This is a genomic window from Paenarthrobacter sp. MSM-2-10-13 (genome assembly GCF_011605365.1).
Lineage (GTDB): Bacteria > Actinomycetota > Actinomycetes > Actinomycetales > Micrococcaceae > Arthrobacter.
In genome coordinates, this window is record NZ_JAAOXO010000003.1 from 105,690 (window position 1) to 123,426 (window position 17,737).

General features: G+C 62.7%; 17 protein-coding genes. 12 read left to right on the top strand and 5 right to left on the bottom strand.

From position 1 onward, the window contains the following. Nucleotides 1-47: 47 nt before the first annotated feature. From HAV21_RS08820 to HAV21_RS08840, 5 genes are read left to right on the top strand one after another with little or no spacing between them, the layout of a single operon-like run. Nucleotides 48-1,235 carry a 5-(carboxyamino)imidazole ribonucleotide synthase gene (locus tag HAV21_RS08820; RefSeq protein WP_166841432.1) on the top strand — a complete coding sequence of 396 codons (1,188 nt, stop codon included), beginning with the start codon at nucleotides 48-50 and terminating at the stop codon, nucleotides 1,233-1,235. Next, nucleotides 1,232-1,795 carry a 5-(carboxyamino)imidazole ribonucleotide mutase gene (gene purE, locus HAV21_RS08825; protein ID WP_166841433.1) on the top strand — a complete coding sequence of 188 codons (564 nt, stop codon included), beginning with the start codon at nucleotides 1,232-1,234 and terminating at the stop codon, nucleotides 1,793-1,795. The genes HAV21_RS08820 and purE overlap by 4 nt, the downstream gene beginning before the upstream one ends. A 14-nt stretch (nucleotides 1,796-1,809) precedes the next feature. Continuing rightward, nucleotides 1,810-3,432, top strand: a complete 1,623-nt coding sequence (locus HAV21_RS08830) for an LCP family protein (protein ID WP_166841434.1) — start codon at nucleotides 1,810-1,812, stop codon at nucleotides 3,430-3,432. Between the two features lie 53 nt (nucleotides 3,433-3,485). After that, on the top strand, nucleotides 3,486-4,736 hold the full coding sequence (manA, locus tag HAV21_RS08835) for a mannose-6-phosphate isomerase, class I (RefSeq protein WP_166841435.1): 1,251 nt from the start codon (nucleotides 3,486-3,488) through the stop codon (nucleotides 4,734-4,736). 3 nt (nucleotides 4,737-4,739) lie between these two features. Further along, complete coding sequence (locus HAV21_RS08840) at nucleotides 4,740-5,675, top strand: peptidoglycan bridge formation glycyltransferase FemA/FemB family protein (RefSeq protein WP_142939869.1); 936 nt, start codon at nucleotides 4,740-4,742, stop codon at nucleotides 5,673-5,675. A gap of 151 nt (nucleotides 5,676-5,826) precedes the next feature. Here the strand turns inward: HAV21_RS08840 and glpX are convergent, their stop codons facing one another. Continuing rightward, on the bottom strand, nucleotides 5,827-6,849 hold the full coding sequence (gene glpX, locus HAV21_RS08845) for a class II fructose-bisphosphatase (protein WP_187697249.1): 1,023 nt from the start codon (nucleotides 6,847-6,849) through the stop codon (nucleotides 5,827-5,829). A 200-nt stretch (nucleotides 6,850-7,049) separates the two neighbouring features. Here glpX and HAV21_RS08850 point away from each other — a divergent pair, with 200 nt between their 5' ends. From HAV21_RS08850 to HAV21_RS08870, 5 genes are all read left to right on the top strand, one after another. Continuing rightward, nucleotides 7,050-7,751, top strand: coding sequence for a DUF4245 domain-containing protein (locus tag HAV21_RS08850; protein WP_223942082.1), 702 nt, complete (start codon nucleotides 7,050-7,052; stop codon nucleotides 7,749-7,751). Between the two features lie 68 nt (nucleotides 7,752-7,819). Further along, nucleotides 7,820-8,434, top strand: a complete 615-nt coding sequence (locus tag HAV21_RS08855; protein WP_142939872.1) for a carbonic anhydrase — start codon at nucleotides 7,820-7,822, stop codon at nucleotides 8,432-8,434. Nucleotides 8,435-8,521: 87 nt separating this feature from the next. Then, nucleotides 8,522-9,949, top strand: coding sequence for a class II fumarate hydratase (locus HAV21_RS08860; protein WP_166841437.1), 1,428 nt, complete (start codon nucleotides 8,522-8,524; stop codon nucleotides 9,947-9,949). Between the two features lie 185 nt (nucleotides 9,950-10,134). After that, nucleotides 10,135-10,821 (top strand): TetR/AcrR family transcriptional regulator, encoded by a 687-nt coding sequence (locus tag HAV21_RS08865; RefSeq protein ID WP_166841438.1) that lies wholly within the window; start codon nucleotides 10,135-10,137, stop codon nucleotides 10,819-10,821. Beyond that, nucleotides 10,818-12,488 carry an MDR family MFS transporter gene (locus HAV21_RS08870; protein ID WP_166841439.1) on the top strand — a complete coding sequence of 557 codons (1,671 nt, stop codon included), beginning with the start codon at nucleotides 10,818-10,820 and terminating at the stop codon, nucleotides 12,486-12,488. The genes HAV21_RS08865 and HAV21_RS08870 overlap by 4 nt, the downstream gene beginning before the upstream one ends. 2 nt (nucleotides 12,489-12,490) lie before the next feature. Here HAV21_RS08870 and HAV21_RS08875 read toward each other — a convergent pair whose 3' ends face one another. After that, on the bottom strand, nucleotides 12,491-12,967 hold the full coding sequence (locus HAV21_RS08875) for an NUDIX domain-containing protein (RefSeq protein ID WP_142939876.1): 477 nt from the start codon (nucleotides 12,965-12,967) through the stop codon (nucleotides 12,491-12,493). A gap of 126 nt (nucleotides 12,968-13,093) precedes the next feature. Further along, nucleotides 13,094-13,645, bottom strand: a complete 552-nt coding sequence (locus HAV21_RS08880) for a prepilin peptidase (protein WP_166841440.1) — start codon at nucleotides 13,643-13,645, stop codon at nucleotides 13,094-13,096. Nucleotides 13,646-13,706: 61 nt separating this feature from the next. On the opposite strand from HAV21_RS08880, the gene HAV21_RS08885 reads away from it, so the two are divergent. Together HAV21_RS08885 and HAV21_RS08890 are read left to right on the top strand one after the other, a co-directional pair. Further along, a complete protein-coding gene (locus HAV21_RS08885) occupies nucleotides 13,707-14,468 on the top strand; it encodes a hypothetical protein (protein WP_166841441.1) in 762 nt (253 codons plus the stop codon). A gap of 32 nt (nucleotides 14,469-14,500) precedes the next feature. Next, nucleotides 14,501-15,145 carry a GNAT family protein gene (locus tag HAV21_RS08890; protein WP_166841442.1) on the top strand — a complete coding sequence of 215 codons (645 nt, stop codon included), beginning with the start codon at nucleotides 14,501-14,503 and terminating at the stop codon, nucleotides 15,143-15,145. 127 nt (nucleotides 15,146-15,272) lie between these two features. Here the strand turns inward: HAV21_RS08890 and HAV21_RS08895 are convergent, their stop codons facing one another. Both HAV21_RS08895 and HAV21_RS08900 read right to left on the bottom strand, forming a co-directional pair. Next, a complete protein-coding gene (locus tag HAV21_RS08895; RefSeq protein WP_142939880.1) occupies nucleotides 15,273-16,667 on the bottom strand; it encodes a PhoH family protein in 1,395 nt (464 codons plus the stop codon). Nucleotides 16,668-16,904: 237 nt separating this feature from the next. Then, entirely contained in the window at nucleotides 16,905-17,666 is a 762-nt protein-coding gene (locus HAV21_RS08900; RefSeq protein ID WP_142939972.1) for an isoprenyl transferase, read from the bottom strand. Nucleotides 17,667-17,737: the final 71 nt, after the last annotated feature.

Genomic DNA, 17,737 nt, shown 5'->3' on the forward strand with positions numbered 1-17,737 from the left:
GGCGGCAGAATCAGTGATCCTGCCGCCGGTTCGGTAGGCTGAACCTTGTGACTTTTCCAGTAATTGGCGTAGTTGGCGGCGGCCAACTCGCACGAATGATGGCTCCGCCCGCTACCGCACTGGGCTTCGAACTCCGCGTTTTGGCTGAAGGTGAGGACGTTTCTGCCGTGGCTGCAGTGGCCACCGCACCCATTGGCGACTACAAGGACCTGGATGCTCTCCTTGAGTTCGCCAAGGGGCTGGACGTCATGACCTTCGATCACGAACACGTCCCCACACAACACCTCCAGGCCCTTCTTGACGCTGGTGTCAACGTCCAACCGGGCCCGGATGCCCTGGTCAACGCCCAGGACAAATTGGTGATGCGTGCTGCCATTGATCGTCTTGGATTGCCCAACCCGGAGTGGTCGGCTGTCTCCACCGTTGAGGAGCTGGTGGCCTTCGGCGATAGGATCGGCTGGCCCGTGGTCCTGAAGACACCCCGCGGCGGTTACGACGGCAAGGGTGTCAGGATTGTTGACTCCCCGGACGAAGCCTTGGACACGGCAGCCTGGTTCCAGGCCATGAGCCCGCTCCTGGCCGAAGCCAAGGTTGATTTCAGCCGCGAGCTCTCTGCCCTTGTGGCACGCAGCCCCAGTGGCGAATCGCGTGCCTGGCCCGTTGTGCACACCATCCAGGTGGATGGAGTCTGCGACGAAGTAATCGCTCCTGCCCAGAACATCTCCGTTGAAGTGGCGGCCGCTGCCGAGGAAGCCGCCTTGCGAATTGCCAACGAACTTGGCGTCACTGGGGTCATGGCTGCAGAACTCTTCGAAACGCCCGGAGTCGGAGCCGGCTTCCTCATCAACGAACTCGCCATGCGCCCGCACAACACCGGTCACTGGACGCAGGACGGCTCCATCACCAGCCAGTTCGAGCAGCACCTGCGTGCCGTGTTGGATCTTCCTTTGGGCGCTACCGATGCTTTGGCGCCGGTGGTAGTCATGAAGAACTTCCTGGGTGGCGACAACCAGGACCTCTTCAAAGCCTTCCCCATGGCGTTGGCCTTCGAGCCAGCAGCCAAGGTTCACTCCTATGGCAAGTCCGTCCGGCCAGGCCGCAAGATCGGCCACGTGAACCTCGTTGGCAGCTCGGTTTCCGACGTCGACTCCGTCCGCCAGCGCGCCACCGCGGTGGCCAACATCATCCGTGACGGCCGCAAACCGGAACAGACCACCCTTGAGGAGACTGCATGACTTCCGAAAAAACGGCCCCGTTGGTAGGACTTGTGATGGGCTCGGATTCCGATTGGCCGGTCATGGAAGCCGCGGCGGATGCCCTGGCCGAGTTCGGCATACCCTTTGAGGCAGACGTGGTCTCGGCCCACCGGATGCCCACCGAGATGATCCGCTACGGACAGACGGCCCACGAACGCGGCCTGCGCGTCATCATTGCCGGTGCGGGCGGCGCAGCCCACCTCCCCGGCATGCTGGCTTCGGTGACGCCCCTTCCGGTCATAGGTGTCCCGGTCCCCCTCAAAACCCTGGACGGCATGGACTCCCTCCTGTCCATCGTGCAAATGCCTGCCGGCGTTCCCGTGGCCACGGTATCCATCGCAGGAGCACGCAACGCGGGACTTCTTGCCGTTCGCATGCTCGCCTCAGGAACGGATGAACTCGCGTCCAAGCTCCGCGAAGACCTCCTTACCTTTGCCCAGGAACTGAACGACGTCGCTACCAAGAAGGGCGAAAACCTGCGCCACAAGGTGGAACAAGTCTTCTCCCCTGCCAATGCCTCCGCCCGGAGCTCCCGCTAGGAAGGCAGCGGTTGATGACCATGCACAAGTCCACGAATCAGCCCGGTTCCGCCCTGACTGATCCCGTCCGCTATCCGTCCAGCGCGAGTGCGCCGGTGCGGACCAAACGCGCCTTCGTGCTGGTACTCCTCACTCTCTTTGTTCCCGGCAGTGCCCAAATCGTTGCCGGAGACCGCAAACTTGGCCGCATGGCTTTGCGCGTCACCATCACGGTGTGGGCCCTTGCCCTGCTCACGCTCATCGTTGCGCTGGTGAATCGAAGCCTGCTGCTCAGCCTTGCCACCCATCCCGTGGGCTCGTTGTTCATCATTGTGATCCTGGTGGCGTTGGCCTTGGGGTGGGCCTTCCTGTTCCTCAATACTCTGCGGATCATCAGGCCGGCACTCCTGGCACCGGGAATGCGGCCCATCATCGCCGTCGTTCTGGCGGTAAGCACCGTCATCGCCAGCGGATCCCTGGGCTACCTCGCCTACGTGCTGAACGTGAGCCGGAATGCGATCGGCAGCATCTTCAACGCCGGTCCCGCCATCGATCCCGTGGACGGGCGTTATAACTTCCTCATGATGGGAGGCGACGCCGGCGACGACAGGACAGGCCGGCGACCGGACAGCCTCTCCGTCATCAGCGTCGATGCCAAAACCGGAGAGAGCGCCATCATCTCCGTCCCCCGCAACCTGCAAAATGCGCAGTTCAGCGAGGGCTCGCCCATGCGCGAGATTTACCCGGACGGCTACAACTGCGGCGACGAATGCCTCATCAACGCCGTCAACACCGAAGTCACCAACAACCACCAGGATCTCTACCCGGGGGTTGCCGATCCCGGCGCTCAGGCCACGCTCGAAGCGGTGTCCGGCACCTTGGGCATCACCGTCCAAGCTTATGTCTTGGTGGATATGGACGGCTTTGCCAAACTCATCGATGCCATGGGTGGAATCCGTATCAAGGCCGGCGGTTGGGTGCCTATCAGTGGTCCGGTCACTGACGAGGCGAACGGAATCCACGGCATGCCTGACGGCTGGATCCCGGCCGGTGATCAGCACCTGAATGGTTTCCAGGCCTTGTGGTACGGACGTTCCCGCGAGTTCGTGGATGACTACGCCCGCATCGCGCGCCAGCAGTGTGTGCAGCAGGCCATGCTCAAGCAACTCGATCCTGCCACCCTGCTGACCAAGTTCGAGGACATCGCCAACGCCGGCACCAAGGTGGTGGATTCGAACATTTCCTCCACCCAACTGGGCAGTTTCGTTGACTTGGCCTTGAAGTCCAAGAACCAGCCGGTCAAGCGCCTCACCATCGGGCCCCCGGACTTTGACGCGTCCTTCTCCACGGTGCCCGACTTTGACCTGATCCATGCCAAGGTCCAGGAAGTCCTGGCGTCGTCCAACACCCCCAAGGCGGAAGACGCCGTCGTATCCCACGACGACGCCAGTGCCGGTACCGTTGTGGCCGCGGGTCCAACAGCCGGGCTCCTGCCCGCAAGTCAGCTGCCCTCGCCGTCGGCCGATTTCACCCCCGTAACCACCACACCGGACGGCACGCCAATCACCATCGAGTTGCTGAACGGCCTCAAGGCGCAAGGCGATGAGCAAGGCATCCGTAATCTCGTGGCCACCAATGGACAGTGCGCGCCCCTGTAGGCTTGTTCGTCCGCTCCACCCCACGTCCAGCGCAACGATAAGGACCTTCTTTCGTGTACAAGATTGAGAATGTTTTGCGACCCTACGCGTGGGGTTCGACGACGGCCATCGCCGAACTGCTGGGCCGTCCCGCGTCGGGGGGACCCGAGGCCGAGATGTGGATCGGGGCCCACCCGGACTCGCCCTCCGCAGCCGTTCACCCCAACGGTGTTACCCAGCCCCTCGATGCCCTGATCGGCTCGGACCCGGTGCGCTGCCTGGGTTCCGAGAGCATCGCCGAGTTCGGGCCCCGGCTCCCCTTCCTCACCAAGCTCCTGGCTGCCGAGCAGCCTTTGTCCTTGCAAGTGCACCCCAGCCTGGAGCAGGCACGGGAAGGATTTGCCAGGGAGAATGAAGCCGGGATCCCGGCGGATGCCGCGAACCGCAACTACCGCGATGACAACCACAAACCGGAGATGATTTTCGCCCTGACTCCGTTCAAGGCACTGTGCGGTTTCCGTTCGCCGGCTGCGTCCAAGGACATCTTTGAGCACTTGGCCTCTGTCCTTGATTCGGCAGCAGTCGATACCCCCGATGTCATCAGCGGCGTCATCGCAGACCTCGGCCATTCCGATGAGTCCGCAGCGCTGAAGGCCGCCTTCAGCCGGCTGATCCAGGGTGGCAGCGACGTCTCCGACGTGATCCATGACGTGGTTGCCGTCCTGTCCGCCGGTGCACCGTTGGAGCCGCACCGCGAAGCCCTGACCGCAATGCTGGACATCAATGAGGCCTTCCCCGGAGATCCCGGCGTCCTCATTTCCCTCCTTCTCAACCACCTGTCCCTGGAGCCCGGCGACGTGGTCTACTTGCCTGCCGGCAACATCCACGCTTACCTCCACGGATTGGGCGTGGAGGTCATGGCGTCCTCTGACAACGTGCTCCGCGGCGGACTCACGCCCAAATACGTGGACGTCCCCGAGCTGCTGAAGACTGTCCGTTTCGAAGCACTGGGCGTGCCGCGCGTCGAGGCCAGCGGTACGGAATTCGGGCAGGAACTGTACCGCCCGCCCTTCAGGGAATTCCAGCTCCAGCGCATTGAGCTTGCCCCGGGCGCCGAGCCGGTGCCGTTGGCGCAAACCGGGCCCGCCGTCGTCGTGGTGGTATCCGGTTCGGTGATGCTCGACTCCCCCAAGAGCGACCTCCGGCTTGAGCGCGGCGCCGCCGCGTTCATCCCCGATATCGAAGCGCCCGTCAATGTTCACCCAGTGCAAGGTGCCACCGACGTCAGTGTTGCCTTCGCAGTGACCACCGGTCTGGGGAACTGATCCATGGAGTTTTTCCTGCAAACGCCCGCATGGGCGGCAGTCCAGCGTTCCCTGGGACGCCGTGTCCACGAGCAGTCCGGGCCCGGCTGGAGTTTCCTCGCCATTGAGGAAAAGAACCCTGCCGGCAAGGTTATCTATGCTCCCTATGGCCCCGTGGCGGAGTCCGTGGAGGCTTTCGACGCCGCCACGGCGGCCCTGGTTGCCCTGGCTAAGACCGAGAGTGCGGTGTTCGTGCGGATGGAACCCGCTGCGGCGGGGTTTACAGCGTCCGACGCCGGACCTCTCCTGCGCGCCCGCGGCTTGCAGCCGGCGCCGGTCAACCAGCAGCCGGAGCTGAGTTGGGTCGTAGATCTGGAAGGCGACTTCAAGGACGTGTTGGCCGGGATGAAGCCCACCAACCGGAACCTTTACAGGAACATCCACAAGAAGGGCGTGACGTTCCGCGCATCCCAAGATCCGGCGGACATCAAGATCCTTCTGCACTTCCTCCACCTGACGGCTGCCCGGAACGGCTTCAAACCGCAGAGCGACGAGTATCTCACCCAGGTAGCCGCTTCCCTGTTGCCCAATGGGGCGGGAACGCTGTTCATTGCCGAGCTTGAGGGCGAGCCGATCGCGGCTGCCTTCGCCTACGACTCCGCTGATACCCGTGTCTACGCCCACGCTGCCCTGGACGATACCCATCGCAAGCTCAGTGCGGGCATTCCCCTCCTGGTGACCCTGATGGCCGATGCCAAGGAGAAGGGCCTCAAACACGTGGACCTTTGGGGCGTGGCTCCCGAGGACCAGCCGGACCACAAGTGGGCGGGCTTCACCGCATTCAAGAAGTCCTTCGGCGGCCGCGAAGTCTCCTACCCCGGCACCTGGGACCTCCCCGTCAACAAGCTCCGCTACGGGGCATACCAAATGGCACGGAAGCTGCGCGACAAGCTCCGCTAGGCCCCGGCCCCTTCCCAAAAATCGCGCGCAACCGGAAATGGCCGGACGCAGAGAAGGACGGCGAGTATCGCGAAAGCGGCATCAAATCGACGAGGTACGAGGAGATAGCCGCCGAGCGATGCTCGCCGTCCTTCTGTTACGTGCGGAGGGTTTACGGCTTGCGCGCGTACGTCTCCCACTTGGATGCGTGGTGCTCGGCCTCCACGAAGCGGACCGTTCCGGACTTGGAGCGCATCACGATCGACTGGGTCAGCACGCGGTCCTTCTGGTAGCGGACCCCGTGCAGGAGGTCGCCGTCAGTGATGCCGGTTGCTGCGAAGTAGCAGTTGTCGGAGGTGACGAGGTCGTTGGTGGAGAGGACGCGGTCGAGGTCGTGTCCGGCGTCGATGGCCTTCTGCTTTTCGTCGTCCGAGGTGGGCCACAGACGGCCCTGGATGACGCCGCCGAGGGACTTGATGGCGCAGGCGGTGACAATGCCTTCCGGGGTACCGCCAATGCCCATGAGGGCGTCGACGCCGGTGCCGGAGCGTGCTGCCGCGATGGCACCCGCAACGTCACCGTCCATGATGAACTTGGTGCGTGCACCGGCTTCGCGGATTTCTTCCACGAGGGGGCGGTGGCGGTCGCGGTCCAGGATCATGACGTTGAGCTGGTTGACCTTGACGCCCTTGGCTTTGGCGATGAGGTGCAGGTTTTGCTTGACGGGCAGGCGAAGATCCACCATGTCGGCGGCTTCGGGGCCGGTAACGAGCTTCTCCATGTAGAACACGGCGGAGGGATCGAACATGGAGCCACGCTCAGCTACTGCCAGCACCGCGAGGGCGTTGTTGATGCCGAGGGCGGTCAGGCGGGTACCGTCGATGGGGTCGACGGCGACGTCACATTCGGGACCGGTGCCGTCGCCAACCTGCTCGCCGTTGAACAGCATGGGGGCTTCATCTTTTTCGCCTTCACCGATGACCACAACGCCGTTGAAGTGGACGGTTTGAAGGAATGAACGCATGGCATCGACGGCGGCGCCGTCGGCCTTGTTTTTGTCACCGAAACCTACCCAGTGGCCGCCGGCAATTGCCGCAGCTTCGGTAACGCGGACGAGTTCAAGCGCAAGGTTGCGGTCGGGTTCGTCGAGGCCGACGGCGAGCGACGGCGAAATCGTGGAATACTGCTGGGTCATTGGTGCAGGAGACACTTGAACCTCTTCTTCGAGTGACGATTCACGGGACCGGACATGGTTGCACGGGGCAACCCGGGGTTCCTCTATCAACGATCATAGTCGCCGAGTGGTCCGGGAGTCGTTGGATGACCACAGCCCCCGGCACCTGTGGTGAGGTTACCGGATGTGTGTTCCCTGCCCGGATAAGGGATCATGGAGGGGTGAGTGAAACGCAGGACAGGCCCGCAGCAGAGAACCCATCCGAGGCTGCAGCGGCCAATCCCACCGATGCCCAGGCAGCCCCGGATGCCCCCTATAAACCCGTCATTGCGGCGAAAGCTGCCAAGCGGGCCAACGCTTCTGTCATCGGCATGGTCATTGCGTTGCTGGTTTGTGTCCTGGCTTTTCTTCCCATCGTTTTGATGAACCCGGCGCCCAAGGGCGAGGGTTTCCGGCCTGATGTTGACGTCGCGGCCATCGCCCGCAACGCCACAGGTGTGGCGGGATTCACACCCGTCACCCCGGACGTCGGCGACACATTCAAACCCAATTACGCCCGGTGGGAGTCCGGCACTGGAAGCGGCGTGCCTACCTGGGAGATCGGGTTCCTCACTCCCAAGGAAAATTTCATTGGCCTCACCCAGACCAATCAGGCGAACCCCACGTGGGTTTTGCAGCAGACAGAGAACCTCCCTGTGACCGGAACCCGTAACGCTGGTGGCCAGGAGTGGGAACTGCGGGACTCCGGCAAAGAAAAGCGGAGCATGGTCCTGGAGTATCGCGGCACCACCATCGTCCTGAGCGGCACGGCTAAGCTCGATGAGTTCGCAACCCTGGCCGCCGCCGTCGTGAAGTCCGCAGAGCAGGCACCGCCTGCCAGCGTTCCGGCTACCGCAACGTCGTCTCCGCAGCCCTCCGCCTGAGAAGCCGTCCGGTTTATCACGCGCAACACTTTCACGGACTGCGGTGTCCGCGTCGTAAAGTAAGGCTCGTGCCTACTTACCTGACTCCAGCCCTGGCGTGGCGCCGTCTCCGCGAGGGCAACGAACGTTTTGTTTCCGGCGAATCCCTGCACCCCAACCAGGATGCTTCGCGACGCTCTTCTCTGATTGAGAACCAGAACCCGTTTGCCGTGATCTTCGGCTGCTCGGATTCCCGGCTCGCTGCAGAGATCATTTTTGACCTTGGCCTCGGTGACGCCTTCGTGGTGCGCACCGCCGGCCAGGTTATTGACGATGCCGTCCTGGGTTCACTCGAATACAGCATCAGCGAACTCCGTGTTCCATTGATCGTCATCCTCGGCCATGACAGCTGCGGTGCGGTCAAGGCCACCAAGTCGGCCGTGGAAACGGGCGAGATGCCTCCGGGCTTTATCCGCGACCTCGTGGAGCGCATTACACCGTCGGTCCTGACGGCCAGGCGCAATAACCAGGACGACGTCAACGACATGGTGGTGGAGCACGTGAAGCAGACCGCTGCCCGCCTGGCTGACAGCTCACGTGTGATTTCGGACGCCATCGACGACGGCCGCGTTGCCGTGATCGGCCTGTCCTACAAGCTGGACGAAGGCCGCGCGGCCCTCGTTTCCGGGATCGGCAAGCTCTAGGAGGACGTGCTCCGGCCTCAGGGCCGGAGCACGTAGCACTCCCCTCCGGGTTTTCTGTGAGGCGTCCAATCGCCATAAGCTAGCCCCATGACTTCCACCACTGAGTTCCGTATTGAACATGACACGATGGGCGAAGTTCGCGTCCCCGTGAACGCCCTGTACCGCGCCCAGACGCAGCGTGCTGTGGAGAACTTCCCGATCTCCGGCAAGACGCTTGAGCGCACACACATTGAGGCCCTGGCCCGCGTGAAGAAGGCAGCTGCACTGGCGAACGCCGAACTGGGGGTGCTCGATGGTGAGCTCGCCGAGGCTATCGCTGCCGCTGCCGATGAGGTTGCCACCGGTAAGTACGACGGCGACTTCCCGATTGACGTCTTCCAGACCGGCTCGGGCACTTCTTCGAACATGAACACCAACGAGGTCATCGCCGAGCTTGCATCGCGCGCCCTCGCGTCCGCCGGGAGCGACAAAGTTGTCCACCCGAACGACCATGTGAATGCCTCACAGTCCTCCAACGACGTCTTCCCCACGTCCGTGCACGTTGCCGCCACCTCGGCCCTGATCAACGACCTCATCCCGGCCCTGGAATACCTGGCAGCGTCCTTGGACCGCAAGGCAGTTGAGTTCAAGGACGTCGTGAAGTCCGGCCGCACGCACCTCATGGACGCCACGCCGGTCATGCTGGGCCAGGAGTTCGGCGGCTACGCCGCCCAGGTCCGCTACGGCATTGAGCGCATCAACGCAGCACTCCCCCGCGTTGCTGAAGTCCCCCTTGGCGGCACTGCTGTGGGCACCGGCATCAACACCCCTGCCGGTTTCCCGGAGCGTGTGATCGAACTGCTGGCAGCTGACACCGGCCTGCCGCTGACCGAGGCCCGCGACCACTTCGAAGCACAGGCTAACCGCGATGGCCTGATCGAGGGTTCCAGCCAGCTGCGCAACATCGCGATCTCTTTCATGAAGATCAACAACGACCTCCGCTGGATGGGCTCCGGCCCCAATACCGGCCTTGGCGAAATCGCCATTCCGGACCTCCAGCCGGGCTCGTCCATCATGCCGGGCAAGGTCAACCCGGTCATCTGCGAAGCGTCCATCATGGTCTGCGCGCAGGTGATCGGCAACGACACCGCCATCGCCTGGTCCGGCACCAACGGCGCCTTCGAACTCAATGTGGGCATCCCGGTCATGGCGGCCAACCTGCTCGAGTCCATCCGCCTGCTGGCCAACACCAGCCGCGTCATGGCGGACAAAATGATCGACGGCATCACCGCCAACGTGGAGCGCGCACGCTTCCTGGCCGAGGCTTCCCCGTCCATCGTGACCCCGCTGAACAAGTACATCGGGTACGAGAACGCTGCCAAGATCGCCAAGATCGCCGTCAAGGAAGGCCTCACCATCCGCCAGGCCACCGAGAAGCTCGGCTTCGTCGGCGAGGGCGAAGGCCAGGTTTCCGAGGCTGACCTCGACAAAGCCCTGGACGTCACCACCATGACGGCCCCGGCCCACAAGGCCTAGCCCTAAGGTTCAATACCTGAAGCACGACGACGGCCGGTACCTTCCGCACGGAAGGTGCCGGCCGTCGTCGTACCCGGAGTTTTTGTACAGCTAACGCCCCTAAGGCGCCCCCTAAGGGTCATTAGCTGTACAAAAACTCCACTGTCTTTTTGCACTATTGAGATAAGAGTGCAAAACTTTACTTTGTGAGCAATAGTGCAAATATCGACGGCGGCCTCCGCGAGCGCAAGCGGGCTGCCACGCGGACGGCGATCACCGCCGTCGCGCGTTCCATGACCGCTGAGCATGGCCTCAACGGTTTTACGGTTGAGGAAGTTTGCGAGGCGGCGGGGATTTCGCGCCGGACCTTCTTCAACTACTTCCATTCCAAAGAAGACGCCGTGATCGGCTCATTTTCGGATGAGTTGCCGACGGATGCGCTCGAAATATTCAACCAGAACACTTCCCGCACGCCAGACAGCATTTCCGGAACCCTTCTTGCTGCGCTGCATGTCCTCACAGTGACCCTGATGGAGCGCTCCTCCATCAGCCGCGCAGAGGTTCAGCAGTTCATCGCGGCCATCACTGCCGAGCCGCAGCTCCTGGGGCGGCTCACTCTTGAAGGTGAGGCCCGCGAGCGCCAATTTGCGGAGCTGGTCGCCGCCCGTGAGGGTCTGGACCCTCATCATCCCGAAGTCATGACGGCAACGGTGTTGTTCGGGGCAGTATCCAAGAAGACCGCGCAGCAGTTCTTCTCGGAGGACAACGAGCGCCCCTACCGCGGGATCCTCGAACAGAACCTCAACGCCGCACGCAAACTCTTTGCCCAGCCGCTGGCCACGAACCACCAACTGGGCCCCAACCCCCTTGAATCCTCGAAGGACCCCGCATGAGTACACTCTCCAAGGCAGCTGAACCTCTGCTGTTGACCCAGAAGCGAATCTGGATCATCTTCTCGGCGCTGATTGCAGGCATGCTGCTGTCCAGCCTTGACCAAACAATCGTCTCCACTGCCATGCCGACGATCGTGGGCAAGCTGGGCGGCGTTGAGCACCAGGCCTGGATCACCACGGCCTATCTCCTGGCAACCACCATCGTGATGCCCATTTACGGCAAGTTCGGTGACATCCTGGGCCGGCGAAACCTGTTCCTTGTAGCTATTGCCCTGTTTACCCTCGCCTCCGTAGGCTGCGCGTTTGCCACCGATTTTTGGGGCTTCGTCATCTTCCGCGCCATTCAGGGCCTGGGCGGCGGCGGACTCATGATCCTTTCGCAGGCCATCATCGCCGACATCGTTCCTGCCAAAGAACGCGGCAAGTACATGGGCCCGTTGGGCGCCATCTTTGGTCTCTCCGCCGTGGCCGGACCCCTGCTGGGTGGGTTCTTCGTTGACCACCTGACCTGGGAATGGGCTTTCTACATCAACATCCCCATCGGCATCGCCGCGTTCATCACCGCTTGGTTCACCCTGACGCTGCCTAACAAGAAGGCCGAGAAGAAGATCGACATCCTCGGTGTCCTGTTCCTCTCCGCTGCCACCACGTGCCTCATTTTCTTCACCGACTTTGGTGGCAAGAAGGATGAGGGCTGGGACTCGCCCCTTACATGGGCGTTTGGCGCCGGCATGGTCCTGGCTGCGGTTCTCTTTGTGATGGTCGAGCGTCGCGCCGAGGACCCCATCATTCCGCTGAGCCTGTTCAAGAACCCCATTTTCATTAACGCAACGGCCATCGGCTTCACGCTGGGCCTGGGCATGTTCGCGGCCATCGCCTTCGTTCCTACGTTCCTGCAGATGTCATCCGGAACCTCCGCTGCCGAATCCGGCCTGCTGATGCTGCCCATGATGGTTGGCCTGATGGGCACGTCCATCTACTCCGGCATCCGCATTTCCAAAACCGGCAAGTACAAGATGTACCCCATCCTGGGTGCAGCGCTCACCATCGCTGCCATGCTGTGGCTGACCACGCTCACGGCGGCAACCCCCATCTGGGTTATCTGCGTTCAGCTCTTCATCTTCGGCGCGGGCCTTGGACTGATCATGCAGGTCATCGTCCTGGTGGTGCAGAACTCTGTTCCGGCGGACCAGATCGGTACGGCTACCAGTACCAACAACTACTTCCGTGAAGTAGGCGCTTCACTGGGCGTGGCCGTCTTCGGAGCAATCTTCACCAACCGCTTGGCGGAGTCCCTCACTGAGGCCTTCACAGGGGCCGGGGCCTCTGCCGAGCAGGCCTCGCAGTCCACCAGCACGCTGGACCCCCAGGCCTTGGCACAGATGCCTGAACAGCTGCGCGATGCGATCGTCAACGCCTATGCCAATTCACTGGCACCGGTGTTCTGGTACCTGGTTCCGTTCATCGCCATCGCGCTGATCCTGGCCATTACTCTGAAGCAGATCCCCCTCTCCGATACCGCCGGCATGGTGGCACGTGGCGAGGCTGTGGGCGGGGACGAAGCTGACCGTCTGGAGGCACAACGACTGGAGACTGCGCGTTTGGAAGCCGATCTGGCGGCGTCGGAGGGATTCGACAAGGATCGTGCTGACGCGGGACACCAGTAACGCTAGTCCTCCACTTGGTACGCCACGGGGCCTTCGGGCTCCGTGGCGAGCCTGATGGCCTCAAGGTTTCCGGCGCTCATGTCCGGAAGCTCGTCCAACGCGAACCACCCCACTGCCAGTGATTCGTCATCGTTGACCTGCGCCTCGCCGGAGATGTACCGGCACCGGAACGTGATGTCCAGGAAGTCGCACACGTCGCCGTTGGGGAAGGTCACCGGCCCCACAACTCCGACGCCGATGATGCGCTCAGTCTCGGCCACCACCGCTGTTTCCTCGAAGATTTCCCGCACGAGCCCGGGTGCAGGATGCTCTCCCGGTTCCAGCATTCCGGTGATGAGCGTCCAATGGCCGTTGTCGGCGCGTTGACCCAACAACACCCTGCCATCGTCATCAAACACCACTCCCCGCACGGCCGGCAGCCAGAGGGGGTCGTTACCGATCTTCTCCCGTAATCTGAGCACGAACTCGGGTGCACCCATGGTGTCAGTTTTCCTTCAATTCGATGGTGGCCTTGCCTAAAGCATGACCCAGCACGGTTAACACCGAGAAGACGGGGAGCGTTGCAATTTGGCCGCAGTTAGCCCGGAACGAGCGCTTGCATGGTTTCACGCTGGAAGGATCAGCATTGCGGCAGCCGCGCCTGCCAGCATGAACGGGCCGAACGGGATGGCCGAGCTCAGCGTGCCTCGCCGGGCCACCAGGATACCCAGGCTCCACAGCCCTCCCAACAGGAAGGCCGCGAACGTCCCCGCAAAAATGTGGCTCCATCCCAGGTAGCCCAGATAGAGGCCCAGCACTCCGGCCAGCTTCACGTCGCCGAAGCCCATCCCCGGCGGGTGAACGAGCCGCAGCACGAAGTAGAAGAGCCAGAGCACGGCACCGCCGGCAATCACACCCAGGCCGGGCACACCAAAGAGCACAGCCGCCGATGCGCCCTCCGTGGGTGCATCGGCGAAGTACGCCAGCAGGGCCGCAGCCAGCAAGAGCGTCCCGGCGACCGCATAGGCCGGGAACACGATGCGATCGGGCAACAAGTGGCTCCGGACATCTATCACCGTCAACCGCACTGCCGTGACCACGAAGTACACGCACGCGGCCACCACCAGCCAAAAGCCGAGCGGGCTGTCCGTCCAGAGGTCTGAGAGTCGTCGAATCACCTTCGGATGCTATCCCGCTTTGGCCGTCCGGCCCGCTTGAACGCTTGGGTAAACTGTGGATATGGGGCGCTATAGTGCAGCAGGACCGGATTTTGACTTGTCCTCCACGTTCCGCAATCTTTGCCGTTCTTCGCCGTGGAAGTGGACCAGCCTCCGCTTCGAGTACCTTGAACGGTCCGCGCCCAAGGCCACCTTGGTCCGGGCATGGCTCAGGCGCCCGGGTGCACTGCGCCTCGAAACCCCGGACGGCCAACTTCTGCACAGCACCACCGGCATCAACGACTCCCGGGATGATCTTTACGTCAGTTCCACGCGCCGTTCGTGGCTTCTGCCGGCTCATCTTGTGACGCCCGTTTATGACGACGCCGGCCTCGTCCGCCGGCGTCCCGAGGCCGCCTACGGGGAACCCTCCTTTGGGAATGGCCGCCTCGCCGCCGCGCTGGATCCCGTGGAACTTGCCGGCAAGGCACCGGTCCCCCTGGAATTCCCGGACACCAACCCCGTCTTCCTCGAGCAACCCCGCGAGGTGGACCATGAGGGCCGGCTGGCCCTGGAAACCATCGTCACGCCCAGCCGCACGTACGTCCCCTCGGACCCAACGGAACCCTTGGCACACCCCGGCCGGACCATGATCAGGATCGACACCGCCACCGGCGTTTGCGTCGCCAGTGAAAGCCTGGACGGAGACTCCGCAGGCAAGGGCCACTGGCTCAGGATCCTTGCCGTGGACGAGTACATGCTGGACGACCTTTTCCTGGCGGAATCGATGAACCTCACGGACGTCCGGCGCCACATCTCCTGGGACATAGGCCCCGCCGCCTAAGAGCCACACGCCATCCGCGCTAAGCTACGGCGATGACATCGCTGGCAGAAATATGGCCCCCGTTCGGACTCACCCTCACCACCCCGAGGCTGACCCTCCGTCCCGTTCTGGACGACGACATCCCGGCCGCCGTGGCTGCGGCCCGCTCCGGCGTGCACCGACCCGGCAAGAGCCCATTCAGCGTGCCGTGGGCAGAACTTCCAGAGGACGAGCTCGCCCCGAACATGGCCCAGTGGTACTGGCGCTGCCGGGCGAACTTCACGCCTGAGTCTTGGACCCTGCTCCTAGGAGTCTGGAACGACGATGAGCTCCTGGGCGTCCAAGACATCGGTGCCAAGAACTTCAACACCCTCAAAACAGTCAGCACGGGCTCATGGCTCAAGGAGTCCGCACAGGGCCAGGGCTTCGGCAAGGAGATGCGTGCCGCCGTCGTCAGCTACGCCTTCGATTACCTGAATGCGGAAGTAGCCGCCTCCGAGGCAGCCGTCTGGAACCAACAATCTCTGGGCGTCTCCACCGCCCTGGGCTACGAACTCAACGGCATCTTCCGCGATGGCTGGGGCGAAAAAGTGGAAGAAGTCCAAAGGGTCCGCCTCACCCCCACCACCTTCAAACGCCCCACCTGGACCCTCACAGTACAAGGCCACGAAGCCTTTTCCCAATATATAGCCATCTAGCAACTTCCGGCGGGGCGCCTGACAAGGCGAAGGCCAGGCATCCGGCAGCGTGCGTCAAAAGCGAGGAACGAGCTAGCACGCAGAGGATGTCTGGCCTTCGCCGTAGGTGGGCAAAGCGTCGATGGGGTTAGATTTCAGCCCCTTCGAGCAACTCCGTCACCAGGGCCGCAATAGGCGACCTCTCGGACCGGGTCAGCGTGATGTGCCCGAACAGCGGGTGGCCCTTGAGCGTCTCCACTACAGCTGCGACGCCGTCATGCCGCCCTACGCGGAGGTTATCGCGCTGGGCGACGTCATGGGTGAGGACAATTTTGGAGTTTTGTCCGATGCGGCTCATGACGGTCAGGAGCACATTCTTCTCGAGTGATTGCGCTTCATCCACAATCACGAAGGCATCGTGCAGGGATCGTCCGCGGATGTGGGTCAAGGGCAGGACTTCGAGCATGCCGCGGTCCATGACTTCTTCCACGACTTCCTGGCTGACCAATGCCCCGAGGGTGTCGAACACGGCCTGCGCCCACGGGTTCATCTTTTCCGATTCGGAGCCAGGGAGGTAGCCGAGTTCCTGGCCGCCTACCGCGTAAAGGGGGCGGAACACCACCACTTTGCGGTGTTCCTGGCGTTCCAGGACGGCTTCCAGGCCCGCGCAGAGGGCTAGTGCGGACTTGCCGGTGCCTGCGCGGCCACCGATGGAGACGATGCCCACGGCGGGGTCCATGAGGAGATCGATGGCCAACCGTTGTTCTGCTGAACGTCCGTGGAGTCCGAAGACGTCACGGTCGCCTTTGACGAGCCGGACCTGCTTGTCTGCCCCAACCCGGCCCAGCGCGGAGCCGCGGTTGGAGAGGAGAACGAGTCCTGTGTTGACGGGCAGTTCCGCGGCTGCGGGGATAAAAGCTGGTTCGTGACCGTAGAGGGTAGTGATTTCTTCCTCGGTGGCGTCCACTTCGGCCATGCCCGTCCAGCCGGAGTCTTTGACGAGTTCGTTGCGGTACTCGTCAGCTTGAAGTCCCATGGCAGAGGCTTTGACGCGCATGGGGAGGTCTTTGGACACGACGGTTACGTTGTGGCCCTCGTTGGCCAGGTTCTTGGCGACAGCCAGGATGCGGCTGTCGTTGTCTCCCCCACGGAATCCCGCGGGCAACACTTCCGGGGAGATGTGGTTCATTTCCACCCTGAGCATTCCGCCGTCTTTGCCGATGGGGATGGAATGGTCCAGTCCGCCGTGTTCGATTCTGAGGTCATCCAGGAGCCTCAGCGCTTTCCGGGCAAAGTAGCCCAGTTCGGGGTCGTGGCGTTTCCCTTCCAGTTCGCTGATGACCACGATGGGGACAATCACCTCGTGTTCGGCGAAGCGCAACAGTGCGTGTGGATCGGATAGCAGGACGGACGTATCGATCACGTAGCTGCGGCCTGTGGCGGATGGTGTGGTCCGCCCTTGTGGTGAGACCCGCTTGGCGCGAGAGGTAGCTGCACTTTCCCCGTCGGAAACCATTGCGGGCAGTTGCTCAGAAATAGCCACATCGACTCCAGCCCCGGGCAGTTCGCCCGGCCTAATGGTGAAGCGGCTCGGCCGGAAGGCCGGGCGTGGCCTCCCATGTAACTGGTGCGATAGTCCGCTCCATATACTGGCCTCCCCGATCAGCGGGCGGTTTTGCCTGCTGATGGGATTAACGTAATCCTCAGCACATTCATTTCCGCAGTCCACGCCCGGCAAGTCGCATGTCCGACTCGTTAAATTTTGGTAAACCGGGGTCGCCTACGCGCCGAACCGCCGCTGGCGCCCGGCATAGTCCCTGAGCGCGCGGAGAAAATCGACCTTCCGGAAGGCCGGCCAGAGAGCTTCGCAGAAGTAAAACTCGCTGTAGGCGCTTTGCCACATGAGGAAGCCTGAGAGCCGCTGCTCGCCTGAGGTTCGGATCACCAGGTCCGGATCGGGTTGGCCGCGGGTGTAGAGGAACCTGGAGATGTCGTCCACCGAAAGTTCATTTGCGACGTCGGACATGCTGCGTCCTTTGGCGTCGGCGTCGTGCAGGAGTTCGCGTACGGCGTCGACGATTTCGCGGCGGCCGCCGTAGCCCACGGCCACGTTCACGTGGATTTTTTCGTGGACGGGGGTGCGGGCGGTGAGTTTGTTGAGGCGCTCGGCCAGGTAATCCGGGAGGAGTTCCGGTGCGCCCATGGCGTGGACGGAGACGTCTTCGTCTTCGTCAAGGCGGTCCATGGTGTTGGCGATGATGCCCATGAGCAGGTCCAGTTCTTCGCCGGAGCGGCTCATGTTGTCCGTGGAGAGCATGTAGAGGGTGACTACCTTGACGCCGAGTTCCTGGCACCAGCCGAGGAACTCGTGGATCTTGTCGGCCCCAGCCTGGTGTCCTTGGCTGGTGGGCGCATTGAACTGCCGGGCCCACCGACGGTTTCCATCCACCATGACGCCGATATGCCGCGGGATTCTGTCTTGCTTGAGGGAACGCAGTAGCTTGCGCTCGTAGAAGCCATAGAGGAAACCGGGCAGCTCCACCGGACTCACCTGACTTCCTTACTTGTACGACGACGGCGCACATCCAAGGCTACCGTCCCCAGCTGCCACCC